Annotated in this window: 14 protein-coding genes; 10 read left to right on the top strand and 4 right to left on the bottom strand. The window is 39.7% G+C overall.

The genetic code is table 11. The features are described from left to right. Positions 1-32: 32 nt before the first annotated feature. Both AC570I_RS05400 and AC570I_RS05395 read right to left on the bottom strand, forming a co-directional pair. Positions 33-1,145: a lactonase family protein gene (locus tag AC570I_RS05400; protein WP_497404685.1), complete on the bottom strand. Its 1,113-nt coding sequence runs from the start codon at positions 1,143-1,145 to the stop codon at positions 33-35. 182 nt (positions 1,146-1,327) lie between these two features. Continuing rightward, complete coding sequence (locus AC570I_RS05395; protein WP_497404684.1) at positions 1,328-2,845, bottom strand: pseudouridine synthase; 1,518 nt, start codon at positions 2,843-2,845, stop codon at positions 1,328-1,330. A 265-nt stretch (positions 2,846-3,110) separates the two neighbouring features. On the opposite strand from AC570I_RS05395, the gene AC570I_RS05390 reads away from it, so the two are divergent. From AC570I_RS05390 to AC570I_RS05355, 8 genes are all read left to right on the top strand, one after another. Continuing rightward, positions 3,111-3,893 (top strand): lytic transglycosylase domain-containing protein, encoded by a 783-nt coding sequence (locus AC570I_RS05390; protein ID WP_047800267.1) that lies wholly within the window; start codon positions 3,111-3,113, stop codon positions 3,891-3,893. 149 nt (positions 3,894-4,042) lie between these two features. After that, positions 4,043-5,086 (top strand): 2Fe-2S iron-sulfur cluster-binding protein, encoded by a 1,044-nt coding sequence (locus AC570I_RS05385; RefSeq protein ID WP_497404683.1) that lies wholly within the window; start codon positions 4,043-4,045, stop codon positions 5,084-5,086. Between the two features lie 89 nt (positions 5,087-5,175). Beyond that, the gene (locus AC570I_RS05380; protein WP_497404682.1) at positions 5,176-6,117 is read left to right on the top strand and encodes a hypothetical protein; all 942 of its coding nucleotides are present in this window, start codon (positions 5,176-5,178) and stop codon (positions 6,115-6,117) included. 111 nt (positions 6,118-6,228) lie between these two features. Then, positions 6,229-9,129 (top strand): excinuclease ABC subunit UvrA, encoded by a 2,901-nt coding sequence (gene uvrA, locus AC570I_RS05375; protein WP_497404681.1) that lies wholly within the window; start codon positions 6,229-6,231, stop codon positions 9,127-9,129. Positions 9,130-9,193: 64 nt separating this feature from the next. Beyond that, the gene (locus AC570I_RS05370) at positions 9,194-9,961 is read left to right on the top strand and encodes a TatD family hydrolase (protein WP_047800269.1); all 768 of its coding nucleotides are present in this window, start codon (positions 9,194-9,196) and stop codon (positions 9,959-9,961) included. Positions 9,962-10,167: 206 nt separating this feature from the next. Then, the gene (locus AC570I_RS05365) at positions 10,168-11,187 is read left to right on the top strand and encodes an asparaginase (RefSeq protein WP_047800270.1); all 1,020 of its coding nucleotides are present in this window, start codon (positions 10,168-10,170) and stop codon (positions 11,185-11,187) included. Positions 11,188-11,409: 222 nt separating this feature from the next. After that, positions 11,410-12,822, top strand: a complete 1,413-nt coding sequence (locus AC570I_RS05360; RefSeq protein WP_497404680.1) for an MBL fold metallo-hydrolase — start codon at positions 11,410-11,412, stop codon at positions 12,820-12,822. A 99-nt stretch (positions 12,823-12,921) separates the two neighbouring features. Further along, the gene (locus AC570I_RS05355) at positions 12,922-13,896 is read left to right on the top strand and encodes a YpdA family putative bacillithiol disulfide reductase (RefSeq protein WP_497404679.1); all 975 of its coding nucleotides are present in this window, start codon (positions 12,922-12,924) and stop codon (positions 13,894-13,896) included. Here AC570I_RS05355 and AC570I_RS05350 read toward each other — a convergent pair. After that, a complete protein-coding gene (locus tag AC570I_RS05350) occupies positions 13,893-14,699 on the bottom strand; it encodes an alpha/beta hydrolase (RefSeq protein WP_497404678.1) in 807 nt (268 codons plus the stop codon). The two genes, AC570I_RS05355 and AC570I_RS05350, sit on opposite strands and share 4 nt — an antisense overlap. A gap of 38 nt (positions 14,700-14,737) precedes the next feature. Further along, entirely contained in the window at positions 14,738-15,742 is a 1,005-nt protein-coding gene (locus tag AC570I_RS05345; protein WP_497404677.1) for an alpha/beta hydrolase, read from the bottom strand. A 180-nt stretch (positions 15,743-15,922) separates the two neighbouring features. Between AC570I_RS05345 and AC570I_RS05340 the strand changes: the two genes are divergently transcribed. Further along, positions 15,923-16,894 (top strand): polyprenyl synthetase family protein, encoded by a 972-nt coding sequence (locus AC570I_RS05340; protein WP_497404676.1) that lies wholly within the window; start codon positions 15,923-15,925, stop codon positions 16,892-16,894. Next, positions 16,894-17,943, top strand: coding sequence for a TerC/Alx family metal homeostasis membrane protein (locus AC570I_RS05335; protein WP_497404675.1), 1,050 nt, complete (start codon positions 16,894-16,896; stop codon positions 17,941-17,943). The genes AC570I_RS05340 and AC570I_RS05335 overlap by 1 nt, the downstream gene beginning before the upstream one ends. The last annotated feature ends 74 nt before the right edge of the window (positions 17,944-18,017 follow it).

The following is an 18,017-nucleotide window of genomic DNA, read 5'->3' as shown; positions in this document are numbered from 1 at the left end:
AAAGACTCGCAAAATGCGGGTCTTTTTTTTGGTTATTTATCGAACACCAGGCAAACAGGAGCGCCCACATCAATTCTGTTTCCGCTGTCAGTAAGTTTTCCGGTATTTTGATTTCTGTTAAATATCACAACGTTATTGGTATACTGGTGGCCAACCAATAGAAATTTGCCTGAAGGATCAATTGAGAAGTTTCTCGGTCCTTTACCTAAAGTACTTACCGTTTCAATATGCTTAAGTCTGCCTCCGGTTATTACTTTGAACGCTGAAATTGTATTGGCATCACCACGGTTGGTTTCGTAAACAAATTTACCGTCAGCCGAAACATGTATATCAGCTGCGTCAACTTTTCCATTAAAGTTTTTCGTAGTCGTCCCTATTTCCTGAATTTTGGCAAGACTGCCATTGGCATAGGTAAATACAGAAATCATTCCGTTGAACTCGTGGGCCAGGTAAGCAAATTTACCATTCGGACTAAAAGTGATGTGTCTTGGTCCGGTACCTGGAGTGGCTTTGATAACTGATTTCTGACTTAATGTTTCTTCTTTTCCTGTCGGATTATATTGGTAGATATACGTTTGGTCTTCGCCAAGGTCATTAACCACTAAATATTTATGGTCAGGGGTAAATTTAGTCATATGCACGTGAGCACTTTCTTGTCTGCCTCGCGGATCTATACTTTTTCCCGTGTGTTTAATTACCTGAACTGCCTCCGATATTGATCCGTCAGCCTGACGGGAGAACACACCCAGACTCCCGCCCGAATAGTTTGCTACAATTACATTCTGAGCATCCACAGCGATAAAACACGGATCAGCACCATGGCTATCTACCTTATTCAGTAAAGTCAAATTACCAGTCTTTGCGTCATATTTGAAAGCACTTACGCTACTTGTATTGCCGGTTTCGTTTACTGCATAAGCAAATTTTCTATCTGGTGAAATAGCAAGGTAGCTCGGGTTTGCTGTACCCCGGGTTACGTTTTTAAGAGTCGTTGTTCCGGCAGTAATATCAAAACTATAGGTATAGATGCCCTCGCTCTTTCCGGGGGCAGTATAAGTTCCAACAATAAGGTTGTATGTGTTTTGCTGAGAGAAAGCGGCTGTCGATAAAAGCGACATTAAAAATATTCCAAAGTACCTTTTCATAATTAATCCTTGTGTTCAACAAATATGAGAAAAAAAAATGTTCAGCCATTGGTTAAATAATCTTTATAAAGCCAATTACGCAAATGTTTTTAATAGCGATACGATAGTGCGGGATAGAGTTTAAACGTATTTTCCAGTGGTATTTAAATCAAAAAAGGCAATCTCTCGATTGCCTTTGTATTTTATTTTATCAGGTGTTTGATCTGAATCAGTTCATGATCTTCAAGGTAACGCCACCTGCCACGAGGCAGATCTTTTTTAGTTAAATTTCCGTAAACTACACGGTCTAACTTCTCTACACTATAGCCTAAATGTTCGAAAATACGGCGAACAATTCTGTTTTTACCACTGTGTATCTGAATACCAATTTCTTTTTTGGTTCCACCCGCAACATAAGATATGTTATCTGGTTTAATCAAGCCATCCTCAAGTTCTAATCCGAAAGCAATCTTGTTTAAATCGCCTTGTGATAAAGCCTTATCTAGCTCAACATTGTAAATTTTGGTAATGCCGTTCTTAGGATGAGATAATTTATCTGCCAGGTCACCGTCATTTGTCATCAACAATAAGCCGGTTGTATTGCGGTCTAAACGACCAACCGGATAAATACGTTCGCGACTGGCTTTATCCACCAATTGCATCACTGTACGGCGTTCCTGAGGATCGTCAGTAGTGGTGATATAATCTTTTGGTTTGTTTAACAGTACGTAAACTTTTTTCTCACGTTTTAATAACTCGCCATTATAGCGAACCAGGTCCTTTGCAGGGTCAACCTTGTGCCCAAGCTCAGTAACAGCCTCACCGTTAACGGTAACTACACCAGCGGCGATTAATTCATCAGCCTTACGGCGAGAGCAAATTCCGGCATTGGAAATATATCTGTTTAGGCGTATTAAGCCTTTATCTTCATTAGTTTTACGGGCAGGGGCAATAACCGTTCTCTCAGGCCTGTTAAATTCTGTATCTCTTGGGGCAACATCCTCACGTTTTCTGAAAGGACGGGTGTCACCTTCCCTTGGTTCTCTTGGTTTTACATCTCTTGAGCTTCCGGCACTAGGCTTGAAGTCATCAGATTTTCCACCTCTGGATTTATAATCTTTATATCCACCTTCTCTAGGTTTGAAATCTCTTGATCCACCATCTTTTGATTTAAAAGTACGTTCCCCAGTTCTCGGTCTAAAATCTTTCGAATCTCCATCCTTAGACTTGAAATCACGCTCTCCTGTTCTTGGTTTGTAGTCTCTTGCTCCACCTTCTCTCGATTTAAAATCTCTGTCTCCTGTTCTGGGTTTAAAGTCTCTTGCTCCACCTTCTCTCGGTTTGAAATCACGATCGCCGGTTTTTCCTTTATAGTCTCTTGATCCGCCTTCTCTCGGTTTATAACCACGATCTTCTGATTTTGCACCAGCATCTTTAGATTTAAATTCACGGTCTCCGAATTTGAAACTTTGTGGTTCTGTATCTTTCGATTTAAAATCACGTCCGCCACTTCTTGGTTTGAAATCTTTTTTGTCGCCGAATGATTTCGATTTGAAATCCTTACCGTCTGCGCTTCTGGGTTTGAAGCCTTCTTTTGAATCGGATGATCTTTTGAATTTACTGTCTTTATCAGATCCGGCTGAATTACTTCTGCCTTCTGTTCTCCGGTTGCCCGATTTGGACTTGTCATCCCGACTGTTCCTGTTGTTTTTATTTATCATGATACGCTTTTAACCGCATTGGAAATGCGGGCTGCAAATTTATGAAATAATGCTGAACAAAACAATGTGCAGGAGTCGAAAAATTTAGCTCAAAAATAGCCTCTAAAATAGAAAAAATGAGTCGAAAATCAAAATTTAAAATCCACGTTTAAAGCACTTTAAGGGCCGATTTATAAGGTGTTTTTTGTAACTATTTGATAATGTGCTTATTATTTTTTAGCTTTGCCGACGTTTTTATATAAGTTTCACCAAAAAAAGGAGGAAGATGTTAAAGAAACACATCGTACCATTTTCAGTAGTGGCAACACTATTTATCTTGGCAAAAGTGTTCACTTACCAAATGCCCTTAGTACAAAAAAGTCTTTTTAAGGAAGAAAAATTAAGCTCTACAATAACAAAAACTGACAGTATCAAAGTTCAAGACGTTGTGAAACCTCTTACTTTAATGGCCCAGTTAAATTTCGCGGATGAAACCCTGCCTTTGGGCGATAAAAGGGTAGAAAGAAAAATGAAAAAAACTCTTGCCGCACACATGTACAAGAACACACAAACGAATATCTTGCACAAAAAGGCTGCAAAATGGTTTCCTGTAATAGAACCTATTCTTGCCGCCTACGGAATTCCCAATGATTTCAAGTATTTAGCTTTGGTTGAATCAGGAATGCGGGAAGGAATTTCGCCTAAAGGTGCAGCCGGAATTTGGCAGTTTATGCCGGGTACAGCCCGTACTTACGGATTAAAGGTAAACGGCAGGGTGGATGAACGCTACAATTTGCGTAAATCAACCATTGCAGCCTGTAAGTACATTAAAGAAATGTACAGAGGGCTGGAAAGCTGGACACTAGTTGCTGCTGCTTACAATGTTGGCGATGGCCGCTTGCGTAAGCAGATCAATAATCAAAATCAAGACAATTACTACAAAATGAGACTGAACCGTGAAACGGGTGGTTACGTATACAAAGTAATTTCCATGAAGCAGATTATGGAGCACCCTAAACGTTACGGATACGAAAAACCGCGTGTATTATTAGCATATAACGCTGAATAATAAATTAATATAAAGACAAGCATTTGGTAAGGCGTCCCGATATAAAATCGGGACGTTTTTTTTAAAATGCATTTCCCCCCACAGTCAGTCCTTTTAAGTCTTTATCCATTAAGCTTTAGTCTTTCAGCATTAATCCTTTTCTTTGCAATATGTTCAAACTGCGCATCAATCAAATCATCAATCAGCCTGGCGAAAATATTACTTTCCAGTTGGAGGATATAGATGGGAACTATCCCAGATACCTTGCAGGGCAATTTGTTTCTTTGGTTTTTGAAGGCAAGCATGGTGAGGTAAGACGATCTTACTCCTTTAACAGTTCGCCTGATGTAGACGAACCTTTGGCTATCACAGTTAAAAGAGTAGAGAACGGCGAAATTTCCAGATTTTTACATCATAAAACTACTGTTGGCGATATTTTAGCGGCACAAGAACCACAGGGACTTTTTAGCTATGTGCCTGATAAGAACTTGGAAAGAGATCTTTTTCTGTTCGCTGCGGGTGTGGGGATTACGCCGCTTTTCTCTATCCTAAAAACAGCACTGGTTAGGGAAACAAAATCATTGATCACCTTAATCTACAGTAACAAATCAATAGATGACGCCCTTTTTTATAATGAATTGATCGAGTGGCAGGAGAAATATCCTGAAAGATTGGAAATCATTTGGATATTTAGTAATAGCAAAAACCTGATGACTGCCCGTTTGAATAAATTTTATATAGAAAAGTTATTAAAAGAACATCTAAATTTTGAGCGGGATAAGGTTTTGTTTTATACCTGTGGGCCTATCATTTACATGGATCTGTGTAGGATAACTTTACTTGGGATGGGTTTTGATATAAAGCAGATTAAAAGGGAAACCTTTGTTTTGCCTGAGGATGAAGTGGATGAGGATGATGGTTCGGAGAAATCGGTAGATAAAAATACTTATTCCGTAATCTTGAATTTTAAAGGCGAAACCTATTATCTCGATGTTCCCTGGCCGAAACGGATTTTGGATGTAGCGCTCGAAAACAAAATAAAGCTGCCTTATAGTTGCCGTGGAGGAGTTTGCAGTACTTGCGTGGCCAATTGCACCCGCGGAAATGTGCGCATGGATTATAATGAGATACTCACCGATGAAGAAATAAAAGAGGGAAGGGTTTTAGTTTGTACGGGACATCCGACTGAGAACGGGACAACGATAGAGTGGTAAGTGGTTTGCGGTCTTTCAATATATCTTACCAGGAAATAAAACCATACAACATTCATCAACGTTTATCGGATATGATGAAAACTTTTCTAATGCTCATTTTTATACTGATTAGTTTTCAGCTTTATGCGCAGGATTCTTTAACTATTAAAAGAGAATACGCAAATAAACAATACGTGGGCCTTTATAAAGAAAATGCCGATTTCGCTTATACTTCCCCGTATGGAGAATTAGGTGCACCTTCGAAATATGTCATCAACGGCCGTTTAACCACAACTTATATGTTGTTGGGAAGTTATAAGTCGCCGGTTGCCTTTTCTATAATACCCGATTTTACCGTTCGTGTAAGAAATGAATTTTCGGCAGGTGTACGTACGCCAAGTTACAGGCTGGGCGGTGTGCTCTATGTTAGGCTAAATACCGAGCTCGAAAATTATAGATACGGAGAGCTGGCTTTTACCCATCACTCCAACGGGCAGGATCAGGATGCTGTAAATGCCGATGGAACGATAAATACGGTAACCGGAAACTTCAATGCCAATTATTTAACGGCTTCTTACCGCTTTGGATTTCTCACCGTGATAAAGCCTGACGAAAATTTTTATTCCTTTAATCACCGCATAGGTTTGCAGTGGTATAAGTTTTTTAGGTACGAACCTGTTTTAGACCGGGGTTTCGGTTTTACCAGGTTATTATACAATTTTTCGTTGCGCAGGTACGATGAGATTGAGAAGAATGCCCGAAATAAAACAAAAGTCAAAACCGAAAAAGAAACCTGGCGTTTAAATAGTGAGATTTCTTATGCGGTAAATCAGATCCCATTGAAAAACATGGCCAATATACAGAAGCGGTTAAATGCCGAGGTTAATTTTAATTATAGTTTTCCTTTCATGAACAATGTGTTTTTAATGGCTGCGATTGGTTATTATGGAGAGGATAATTACAATATTTATTTTCAGGATCACTATGGTTATTTGCGTTTTGGTTTGTCTTCTGGTTTCCTCAGAAATCGAAGTCGACATTATGACAATTAATCCTTAATACAGATTGCTTTGGGCTTTCTTTTTGATAAAATTTTTAGCAATTTTGCATGTTGAAATTCAGCCATCTTACGGGTTCAGTTTCTCCTCAACTTTTCAACAAATATGAGCAATAAATCTATCGACCTCGGTGAGCAAAAAGATGTAGAAGTATACGGTGCCAGGGTACATAATTTAAAAAATATAGACGTTAGTTTCCCACGAAACCAAATGGTAGTGATTACCGGCCTGAGTGGCAGTGGAAAATCATCCCTCGCATTTGATACCATTTACGCTGAAGGGCAGCGACGCTACATGGAAACATTTAGTGCCTACAGCCGGCAGTTCATGGGAGGAATGGAACGCCCGGATGTAGATAAGGTTTCTGGGCTTAGCCCGGTTATTGCCATTGAGCAAAAAACAACCAGTAAAAATCCACGGTCAACTGTAGGTACCATTACAGAGATTTACGATTTCATGCGTTTACTCTATGCCCGTGCAGCGGATGCTTACTCCTATAATACTGGTGAAAAAATGGAGCGCATGAGCGAGGATCAGATTATCCAGAATATATTCAATAAATTTGATGGTGCACCAGTGAATATTTTAGCGCCCGTAGTGAAGGGTAGAAAAGGGCATTACCGCGAATTGTTTGAACAAATTCGTAAACAGGGCTATGTAAAGGTGAGGGTTGACGGGGAGATCAAAGACATTACCGCTAAAATGCAGGTAGACCGTTACAAAATCCACGATATTGAAGTGGTAATTGATCGGCTAATTGTTGATACGAAAGATAGAAAACGCTTGCTTGATTCCGTGCAAACTGCCATGAAGATGGGTAAGGGTGTAATTAAGATTAGTGATAAAGATAATCACGTAGCCCATTTTAGTAAGTTCCTGATGTGCCCGACAACAGGTATTTCTTATGACGAACCTCAGCCAAATAGCTTCTCTTTCAATTCGCCATATGGTGCCTGCGAACGTTGCGACGGTTTAGGTTATATTTTCGTAGTAGATAAAGAGTCGGTTATCCCAAATCCAAAACTGAGTATCCTTAATGGCGGTTTAGCGCCTCTTGGTGAATACCGCGATATCTGGATGTTTCAGGTATTAAAAGCCCTGGCCAAAAAATACAGCTTCTCGTTATCTACGCCAATTGAAAAATTAAGTGATGAGGTAATTAATATCATTTTAAATGGTTCTCATGATTTAATCAAAGTTGAAGTTGAATATAATAAATGGAACGTTCAGAATTATAACATCACTTTCGATGGCATTATCAAAATGCTGGAAGAGCAGAATGAGAAGCGCAGCGAATCTGCCTCCGATGATATGGATGCTTTTCGCAAGTTGAAAACCTGTCCTGAGTGTAATGGTGCGAGATTGAAAAAGGAAAGCCTGCATTTTAAAGTTGATGGAATGAACATCTTCGATCTCTCATCCATGGATATCAACAACCTGAGCAAATGGTTTGAGAAAGTTGATGAACGATTAACGGACCGTCAGAACATCATTGCTAAAGAAATTTTAAAGGAGATTAATGCCCGGATAGGTTTTTTAACCGATGTGGGATTAACCTACTTGACTTTAGACCGTACTGCCCGTACACTTTCAGGTGGTGAGGCACAGCGTATTCGTTTGGCTACTCAAATTGGATCGCAGTTAATGAATGTGATGTACATCCTGGATGAACCGAGCATCGGTTTGCACCAGCGTGATAATGAGCGATTAATTAATGCATTGAAAAATCTTCGCGACCTGGGCAACACGGTTTTGGTAGTGGAGCATGATAAAGACATGATTTTAGAGGCCGATTGGGTAATTGATGTTGGTCCAGGTGCAGGGATACATGGCGGAACCGTGGTTGCAGAAGGAACGGCAAAAGACATATTGAAATCCAATACCTTGACTGCCGCTTATCTGAACGGCGATAAAAAAATAGAAATCCCAAAAGTCCGCAGACCAGGCAACGGGCATAAATTGTCCATTATCAAAGCTACCGGACATAATTTGAAAGAAGTTTCAGTTGATTTTCCTTTGGGTAAATTCATCGCGGTAACCGGTGTTTCCGGGTCAGGAAAGTCAAGTCTGATTACCGAAACGCTCTATCCGATTCTAAATCACCATTTCTTCAGAGCAAAAAAAACACCACTTCCTTACGAGAAAATAAGTGGTTTGAAAGAGATAGACAAAGTTATCGAAATTGATCAGGCTCCGATAGGAAGAACGCCCCGCTCTAATCCTTCAACCTATACCGGTGTTTTCTCTGATATCAGAAACCTGTTTGTTCAGCTGCCAGAAGCAAAAATCCGGGGCTATAAACCGGGTCGTTTTTCTTTCAATGTTAAGGGTGGAAGATGCGAGACTTGCCAGGGTGCCGGTTTAAAAGTGATTGAAATGAACTTCCTCCCCGATGTTCAGGTACCATGTGAAGAATGTGGCGGGAAAAGATATAATCGTGAAACTTTAGAAGTTCGCTTTCGTGGTAAATCAATTAGTGATGTATTGGATATGAGCATTGAAGATGCTTGCAATTTCTTCGAAAATATCCCGATTATATACAGAAAGATCAAAACGCTAAAAGATGTAGGTCTAGGTTATATTACTTTGGGTCAATCATCAGTTACCTTATCAGGCGGTGAGGCACAACGTGTAAAGCTAGCAACAGAACTCTCAAAAAAAGATACTGGCAAAACATTTTACATTCTAGATGAACCCACAACAGGACTTCATTTCGAAGATATTAATGTGCTCTTAGGTGTATTGCAGGAGTTGGTTGAAAAAGGAAACACCGTGCTGGTTATTGAACATAACCTGGATGTGGTTAAAGTTGCCGACTGGGTAATTGATCTTGGCCAGGAGGGTGGTGCCGGCGGAGGAAGAATACTTTTTGAGGGTACACCAGAGGGACTGGTTCAGAATCCAATCAGCCTTACCGGTAAATTTTTGAAGAAAGAATTTGAATTTGACGGCTATTCATTCGAAACTAAACCTGAGGTTAAAAAAGCAAAAAAAAAGAAAGCTTAATTTAAACATAAATATATTGTTACTGACGATCAGGATTAGTGCCTGATAATATGCCTGATACCAAATGATTTTCACCGACACCCATACCCATTTATATTACGAACAGGATAACGATAAGCAATCGCAATTGATGGAGCGTTGTTTTGAAAATAATGTAAACCGTTTGTTTCTTCCAAATGTGGATGTCAAATCAATTGCCATGATCAATGACCTGGTGAGTAAATATCCTGATAACTGTTTTGCGATGGCAGGCCTTCATCCTTGTGATGTTAAAGATGATTATATTTCAGTACTGGATACCATTAAAAACAGCATTCCAAATAGATCTGTTTACGCTATTGGTGAAATCGGCATTGATTTATATTGGGACAAAACAACATTGGCAATTCAGCAGGATGCTTTTCGAAAACAGATTGGGTGGGCTAAAGAATTAGGTTTGCCAATCGTAATACACTGCCGTGAAGCATTCGATGAAGTTTTTGAGGTATTAGAAAGCGAACGGGACGAAAAACTCAGGGGAATTTTTCATTGCTTTACCGGAAATGTTCAACAAGCCAAACAAGCCATTGATCTTAATTTTTATCTAGGTATTGGTGGTGTTGTTACCTACAAGAAGGCCGGATTAGACCTTGTACTTGCTGAACTCGATTTGAATGATCTGGTGCTGGAAACTGATTCACCTTATCTGGCTCCGGTACCTTTCAGAGGAAAACCGAATGAAAGTAGTTACCTCATCTATATTGCTCAGAAACTTGCCGATATTTATGGTGTATCTGTAGAAAAAGTGGCAAATATCACAACAGAAAACTCGAAGAAGATTTTCGGAATATAACGGTAAAACGTATTATTTCGTAAACCTGGTTCTCACAATGAATGCGTAGTTCCTACGTTTATTAACATAATCATATTTTATTATCAATATTTTACTGATTTAATATTTGTTTTGCCGAAATGCGCGTATTTATTGCCAATATAAAAAATATGCCTGATCATTTGTAATTTTTTAGTTTCTTTGCGCTGAGCAACCCAACCAACCAAATGACCAAAATACTTATTATTTATACCGGTGGAACCATCGGTATGATCAATGATCCCAGTAATGGGATGCTAATTCCTTTCGATTTCGAGCAGATTAAAGATAATGTGCCAGAGTTAGGGCGTTTAGATTATCATTTAGATGTGCACTCTTTCAATCCGGTTTTGGATTCCTCTAACATGGATCCGGAAATCTGGAAAACCATTGCTGAACTTATTTACGGTAAGTATGATCTTTATGATGGTTTTGTGATTCTTCATGGGTCAGACACCATGGCCTTCACTGCCTCGGCACTGAGTTTTATGCTCGAAAATTTAGGCAAACCGGTAATTTTAACTGGCTCTCAACTGCCGATAGGTGAGATTAGAACCGATGCCAAAGAAAACCTGATTACCGCATTGGAGATTGCTGCCACCAAGGAAAATGGTAAAGCCCTGGTTCCGGAAGTTTGCATCTATTTCGACGCACAATTGTTCCGGGGAAACCGGTCTATAAAATACAACAGTGAAAAGTTTGAAGCATTCAGGTCGCCCAATTATCCGGTTTTGGCTGAAGCAGGCGTTCATTTGCAGTTTAATAGAAATGATATGCTCAATGCGCCCGATGGCAAGCTGAACCTTCGAACCAATTTCAATTCCAATATTGGCGTTTTAAAATTATATCCGGGTATCACTCCACAGGCAGTACAAGCCATTACCGATTCGAAAGTCGATGCTATTATATTAGAAACGTTTGGTTCAGGAAATACCACTACTGCCGAATGGTTTTTAGACAGTTTGCGCAGTGCGATCAGTAAAGGCAAAATTATCATCGATATTTCTCAGTGTAAAAAAGGTTCTGTACAGTTAGGCCGGTACGAAACCAGCCGCGAGCTACAGAAAATGGGTGTATTGAGTGGGTACGATTTAACATTTGAAGCGACTGTAACCAAACTAATGTTCGTAATGGGACTTAAATTGTCTGTTGAGGACAGTAGTAAGCTGATGGAAAAATCAATTAGAGGTGAGTTAAGTCACGATTAGGCATCTTTCGCTATATAGTTTTCAAACCTTGCGAGCATAAAACTTGCAAGGTTTTTTGTTTTAAACAGTCAAGGTTTTATTTCTCAACAGAGAATTAGGTAAAACTTCTGCAATTATGATCCTCATCATTTCAGTTATTCTTAATTAGCGCTATTTTTGCTTGGAGGGTTAAGGGTAGACAGGCTTTGGCCAATCCCATATCTCAATGCTCATATCTAAAACATGAAAATAGAACAAATATATACCGGTTGTTTAGCAGAGGCTGCCTATTACATTGAAAGTAATGGAGAGGCGGCAATCATAGATCCACTGAGAGAGGTGGAAACCTATATAAAGAAAGCAGAAAAAGCTGGTGCAAAAATCAAATATATATTCGAAACCCATTTTCATGCTGACTTCGTCTCTGGCCATGTTGATTTAGCAGAGAAATCTGGGGCCAGGATTATTTACGGACCAACTGCTAAGACTGAATTTGATTCGCATATTGCGCAGGATGGAGAACAATTCAAAATCGGTCATCTAACCATCACTGCGCTACATACACCAGGACACACACTGGAGTCAACTACCTATTTATTAACCGATGAGAGCGGGAAGGATCACTGTATTTTTAGCGGTGATACTTTATTTATCGGTGATGTGGGTCGCCCCGACCTCGCCCAGAAGGGTGATTTGACGATGGAAGACCTCGCAGGCATGCTTTACGATTCATTAAACGAGAAAATTAAACCCTTAGCAGATGATGTTATTGTTTATCCTGCGCATGGTGCAGGCTCGGCTTGCGGCAAAAGCATGAGCAAGGAAACATTCGACAGTCTGGGACACCAAAAACAAGTAAATTACGCTTTAAAGGCACAAACCAAAGAACAGTTTATAACTGAAGTTACCGATGGGATTTTGCCTCCTCCACAATATTTCGCTAAAAATGCAGCAATAAATAAAGGAGAAATTGAAAGCATTGACAATGTATATCAAAAAGGTTTGAACCCTTTGATGCCTCAGGCATTTGAAGATACCGCAAATCAAACCGGAGCGATTCTGCTTGATACCCGTGATCCACAGGTTTTTGCAAAGGGATTCATTCCAAATTCAATCAATATTGGATTAAACGGGCAATTTGCGCCCTGGGTTGGTGCACTGATCACTGATTTGAAGCAACCCATTTTGTTGGTGACAGATCAGGATAAAGAAGAAGAAACAATCACACGATTAACCCGTGTAGGGTATGATAGTACTATTGGCTATTTAGAAGGAGGATTCGAAAGGTGGACAGATAGCGGAAAAGAAATTGATACCATAGAATCCATTTCTGCCGAAGCCTTTGAACTCGCAGCTGAAGAAAATGACATTACTGCACTGGATGTTCGTAAACCTGGTGAATATGAATCTGAACACCTGGAGTTCACACTAAGCAGGCCTTTGGATTTTATCAACGACTGGACAAATGAGATTGATCCTAAATCAACTTACTACATCCATTGTGCCGGAGGCTATAGATCAATGATCGCAGCGTCCATTTTAAAATCAAGAGGTATAGAAAATGTAATCGACATTGCCGGGGGTTATGGAGCAATAAAAAATACAGGTTTAAAAAGAACTGATTTTGCATGCCCGAGTAAGGCGATGAAGGTTTAATTTTATTACCATCCAAGACAGCATGTTTGGATTTATTTGTCAATAAGCCTAAAAAATCCTCGGTACCTCATGGTGTCTAAAGGTGGTTAACAATTTACTATGAGTGAAAACGAAAATCATTACGATGTATTAATAATTGGTGCTGGCCCCATCGGGATGGCATGTGCCATCGAAGCTCAAAAAGCAAACTTGAGTTATGTCATCATCGAGAAAGGTGCGCTGGTAAACAGTTTGTTCAACTATCCCGTATTTATGACTTTTTTCTCTACATCACAGAAACTGGAAATTGGAGAAGTCCCTTTTGTAACGATTAGCCCAAAGCCTAACAGAAACGAAGCAGTTGAATATTATCGGCGCGTGGCAGAAAAATTTAACTTGAAAATCAACCTTTTTGAAGTCGTTAACCAAGTGGTAAAGAATAATCATGTTTTTGAAATCCAAACATCCAAATCGACATATACTTCGAAGAACGTAGTTGTTGCTACTGGTTTTTATGATGTACCCTTGCTGATGAATGTGAAGGGTGAGGAATTGCCTAAAGTTACCCATTATTACAAAGACCCACATTTGTATGCTTTTCAAAATGTGCTGGTTGTTGGGGCGAATAATTCTGGCGTTGACGCCGCCCTTGAAACTTACCGCAAAGGGGCAAATGTAACGATGGTGATCAGAAGTGGCGAACTAGGTCCACATGTTAAATATTGGGTTCGTCCCGATATCGAAAACCGAATTAAGGAGGGAGCTGTCACCGCACATTTCCATTCAGAATTATTGGAAATCAGGGATCATGAAGTCGACATAAAAACACCAGATGGCGTAAAGACTATTCCTAACGATTTCGTAATTGCAATGACTGGTTATCAGCCGGATTTCTCCATGTTAAGAAGGTTCGGAATAAATTTGCCCGAAAGCTTATGCCCTGTTTACAATGAAGACACCATGGAAACTAACGTTAAAGGCTTGTACTTAGCCGGAGTAGTTTGTGGAGGGTTGGATACCCATAAGCTCTTTATCGAGAATTCAAGAGTACATGCAGCGCTTATTGTAAAGAATATCTCGTCGAACATTTACTAATCCGTCTCTAAAAGTTGCAGCCCTTTGTAAAGGCTGTTGTGTAAAATTGTTAGATGATTCTCTTCAGGCATAGGTGCATAACTCACGTTTATTTTTTTACCATCTTTTAAAATACCTGCCAGCTTTTTTGCATCATCTTCCATTCGTTTGCCCTCTGTACCTACAGAAACATAGACTTTGAGGCCCGGCGGATATTTTTGCTCAATTGTTGCAAGATCATTCAATAACGATTCGTTGTTCCACCATAAACTCGGACTGATGATTGCATAATGATTAAAAAGCTGGGGTTTTTTTATCAGTATTTCCGTAGCAAGTAGCCCGCCCAGCGATTGTCCGATAATTGTTCTCTTAAGGTTGGTTTTGTACTTCTGTTGTATATAGGGTTGCAACTCCTGCTCGATGAAAGAAATAAAACGGTCGGATTTTCCTGTAGTCGGGAAGTCTTTCAAATCTTCTGAAATGCTTGTAGGGAAGGTGAAATCTTTTTTACGGTCTACATTGGCGATACCTACAAGTATACTCTGCGGCATTTTATCAATCATACTTAGGAACTGTACCAGGCCGGCCACATGCAAAAAGTCTTCGTTTGCAGAACCATCAAGGAGGTAAATAACGGGATAAGTACGTGCCGAATCTGGAGCATACTCTGCAGGTAAATATATGTTCAGCTTTCGCGATTCTCCTAGCACTTTAGATTGTATTTCCAGAATTTCGCCTATAATCAACGGATTTTTAGCAATCTTTTGCTGCGCTGATAAAGATAATGAAATAAGGAGGAAAAGAATTGAGATATTGCATTTCATAATATATAGCAAGATAGTAAGTGAGAATTATATGAACATTATTTATTTGATTTCTCCTGTGTAAACTGCAAAGTGTTCTTAGTAAATTGACCAATAGCATGTTCTACAGCAGGCAGATCCTTCGAAGTGATATACGAACCAATAACATGGTTTCCAGCGTTTGGAACCGCCACTTTCCTTTTTAAACCGGCGGGTGTTCCCAGTTGTTCAAACATTTTCAGCATGGCATCAACGCGTACTACAGGATCTTGCTCAAGTTCGTTTTTATAATAGTATAACATTAAAACGGGCTGCTTTACTTTTCTAAATACAACCCTGCACATGGTGCTTTCTACAAACTCCTGAAGCTCTACCAGCGATTCTATGCGGTAGTTGGTGTACCAGTATTTTTTGTATTCTTCGGTTCTGCCATCGACTTTTCTTTCATCGCTTCTCAGTACCTTTCTCGCAATTTGCAAGCCCCACGGATCGTTTAATAACCAGGCATTTTTATCATTTATAGCAACATTAGGAGATAATAAAACTAAACTGTTTATTTCTGGGTAAACAGATGCCAGTTTGATTGCGGCTGTCCCTCCCGTTGATGTACCAACTAAAATAACTTTTTTTCCCAGTGTCTTCCCGATAGCATAGGCTTGCTTGCAGCTTTCCCATAGCCTGTCTGCAGTAAAGTGCTGCATGGGTGAAATGGTATCTAAACCATGATCAGCTAAACGGGCGAGAAAAAGATTTGCACTTAAGGTATTAGCCAGATTAAGGTGAACCGGGTTGCCCTCCATTTTTGAGGCAGAAAAACCATGCAGGTAAACAATGGCATATTCAGTTTGCTCATGCCCCCGGTCTGCCCATATAATCTCAGCTTCGTTCCCCGGTTTAACTTGATGTTCGCTTTCTATGCTTTTAATGTAAACATCTAAATCACGCAGTTCAGGAATTTTTGGCAGCGCTTCACTGTAAATCGGTTTCCTTGGTTTTGGACCCAGGAAATATCCAGCCACTAAAAGTGCTGAAAATCCTACCAATAATTTATACCGCTTTCTCATACCAAATTTATAGTGGTTTAAATGTAAACTTTGAAAGCTAAAATCACGAATTTTTCTACAAACCGCACCGGCAGGCCGCCTTAATGCTTCCAATACCTGTAATATGCCGAATATTAGCCGGCGTACATTATCTTTTTATGGGAAATAACCTTAAGTTTGCAATCAAAATTTTTCGACTTAATGCCGGGAATCGAACAGATCAAGAAACCTATAGCTGCTGACATTAAAGCGTTTGAAAAAACCTTTAAAGAATCTATGCATAGCGACGCACCGTTGCTGGATAGGATTACCCATTATATTGTAAAGCAAAAAGGTAAGCAAATGCGGCCAATGTTCGTGTTCTTCGCTGCAAAACTCTGTGGGGGCATTACTGAGTCCACCCATCGCGGAGCTGCACTTGTAGAGCTTTTGCACACGGCGACTTTAGTTCACGACGATGTTGTGGATAATGCTTACGAACGCCGTGGTTTTTTTTCAATCAATGCGTTATGGAAGAATAAAATTGCAGTGCTTGTTGGCGATTATTTACTGGCCAAAGGATTGTTACTCTCGGTAAACAATAATGAACACCGATTGTTACAGATTGTAAGTGAAGCGGTGAAGCAGATGAGTGAGGGAGAATTGCTGCAGGTGGAGAAAGTTCGCAAAATGGACATTTCTGAGGATCTTTATTTTGAAGTGATCAGACAAAAAACAGCTTCATTGATTGCTTCATGCTGTGCTGCAGGAGCGGCATCAGCTGGTGCTGATGATGAAACCATTGAAAGGATGAGACTCTTTGGCGAGAAGGTGGGGATTGCCTTTCAGATTAAGGATGATACGTTCGACTTTGGAACAGACGATGTTGGGAAACCTTTGGGAATTGATATTAAAGAAAAGAAGGTTACTTTGCCACTCATTTATGCCCTAAACAAGGCTGATAAAGCTGAGCGTAAAAAGATCATCAACCTGGTTAAAAATCACCAGGACGATCCTGTTAAAATTCAGCAAATAATCGACTTTGTGAATGCAAAAGATGGCGTTTATTACGCTAACCAGAAAATGTTGGACTACCAGAACGAAGCCTTCTCCATTTTGCATGCTTTTGATGCAGGGGAAGCCAGAACTGGACTGGAACAACTGGTGCTATATACTACAGAACGAAAAAAATAATGGGTAACGAATTACTGTTCAGTTTAGGCTTTTTATTGTTTATTGTGCTTATTCTGGCGCTGGATCTGGGACTTTTCAGTCGCAAAGATCATGTAATTAGTTTAAAACAGGCTGGTATAATGAGCCTGATTATGGTCGCACTGGCCATTGGCTTCTATTTTATTCTCCTTACTGAAGGCCATCAGTTACATGGCATCAGAGATTTCGCTCACTTAAAGGAGATCGTGGCCAAACATCAGCATCATATATCCCTCAATCCTGCTGATTTTGAAGGAAGTTTATCTACCTACAGGTCAAATTTAGGTCTGGAGTTTTTAACCGGTTATGTAATTGAATACGCCCTTTCTGTAGATAACATCTTTGTAATCGTTCTTATATTTTCAGCTTTTGCAGTTGAAGAAAAATACTATCACAGGGTACTGTTTTGGGGTATTCTTGGCGCAATCATTATGCGTTTTATCTTCATTTTTGTAGGTGCCGCGCTAATCGCCAAATTTGCGTGGATCCTTTATCTTTTTGGTGCATTTCTGGTTTTCACTGGTATCAGGATGTTCTTTAGTAAAGAGGAAGATGAAAAAATTGATCCTGAGAACCATCCGGTGGTAAAGTGGGCTTCTAAAATTTTTGCTATCCACCCGAAATATGAAGGCAAAAACTTTTTTGTGAAGATTGATCATAAGCGATTTGTAACGCCGCTTTTTTTGGTTTTGCTTATTGTTGAATTTACCGATTTGCTTTTCGCGGTAGATTCCATTCCTGCCATCTTCGCCGTAACCAAAGATCCTTATATCGTTTTCTTTTCCAATATTTTTGCAATTATGGGCTTACGGTCTATGTTCTTCTTATTGGTTAATATCATTCATAAGTTTCATTATCTTAAGACAGGCCTCGCAATCCTTTTGGCTTTTATTGGCGTGAAAATGTTAGGGCATACTTACCTGGAGAAAATTGGCTTCACCACTGAACATTCTTTGATTATCATTCTGGCTATTCTGGTGATTAGTATTGTGGCGTCGCTGGTTTTTCCAAAGAAAATAGCGCATAGGTAAGGTAGATGTATTAATATTTCTGGCTTAGTAACTATAGCTTTTTAAAATCGTTAAAAGATAGAATAGTGTATGTT

The organism is Pedobacter sp. A2324, from assembly GCF_059693705.1.
This window is presented reverse-complemented; position numbering and strand designations above follow the sequence as displayed.

What these genes read in the sequence shown, in the direction of transcription:
- AC570I_RS05380 (WP_497404682.1), top strand. Translation starts at nt 5,176, where the DNA reads ATGCTCATTTTTATACTGATTAGTTTTCAGCTTTATGCGCAGGATTCT.
- AC570I_RS05390 (WP_047800267.1), top strand. Translation starts at nt 3,111, where the DNA reads ATGTTAAAGAAACACATCGTACCATTTTCAGTAGTGGCAACACTATTT.
- AC570I_RS05395 (WP_497404684.1), bottom strand. Translation starts at nt 2,845, where the DNA reads ATGATAAATAAAAACAACAGGAACAGTCGGGATGACAAGTCCAAATCG.
- AC570I_RS05385 (WP_497404683.1), top strand. Translation starts at nt 4,043, where the DNA reads ATGTTCAAACTGCGCATCAATCAAATCATCAATCAGCCTGGCGAAAAT.
- AC570I_RS05345 (WP_497404677.1), bottom strand. Translation starts at nt 15,742, where the DNA reads ATGAGAAAGCGGTATAAATTATTGGTAGGATTTTCAGCACTTTTAGTG.
- AC570I_RS05350 (WP_497404678.1), bottom strand. Translation starts at nt 14,699, where the DNA reads ATGAAATGCAATATCTCAATTCTTTTCCTCCTTATTTCATTATCTTTA.
- AC570I_RS05340 (WP_497404676.1), top strand. Translation starts at nt 15,923, where the DNA reads ATGCCGGGAATCGAACAGATCAAGAAACCTATAGCTGCTGACATTAAA.
- AC570I_RS05355 (WP_497404679.1), top strand. Translation starts at nt 12,922, where the DNA reads ATGAGTGAAAACGAAAATCATTACGATGTATTAATAATTGGTGCTGGC.
- AC570I_RS05335 (WP_497404675.1), top strand. Translation starts at nt 16,894, where the DNA reads ATGGGTAACGAATTACTGTTCAGTTTAGGCTTTTTATTGTTTATTGTG.
- AC570I_RS05365 (WP_047800270.1), top strand. Translation starts at nt 10,168, where the DNA reads ATGACCAAAATACTTATTATTTATACCGGTGGAACCATCGGTATGATC.
- AC570I_RS05360 (WP_497404680.1), top strand. Translation starts at nt 11,410, where the DNA reads ATGAAAATAGAACAAATATATACCGGTTGTTTAGCAGAGGCTGCCTAT.
- uvrA (WP_497404681.1), top strand. Translation starts at nt 6,229, where the DNA reads ATGAGCAATAAATCTATCGACCTCGGTGAGCAAAAAGATGTAGAAGTA.
- AC570I_RS05400 (WP_497404685.1), bottom strand. Translation starts at nt 1,145, where the DNA reads ATGAAAAGGTACTTTGGAATATTTTTAATGTCGCTTTTATCGACAGCC.
- AC570I_RS05370 (WP_047800269.1), top strand. Translation starts at nt 9,194, where the DNA reads ATGATTTTCACCGACACCCATACCCATTTATATTACGAACAGGATAAC.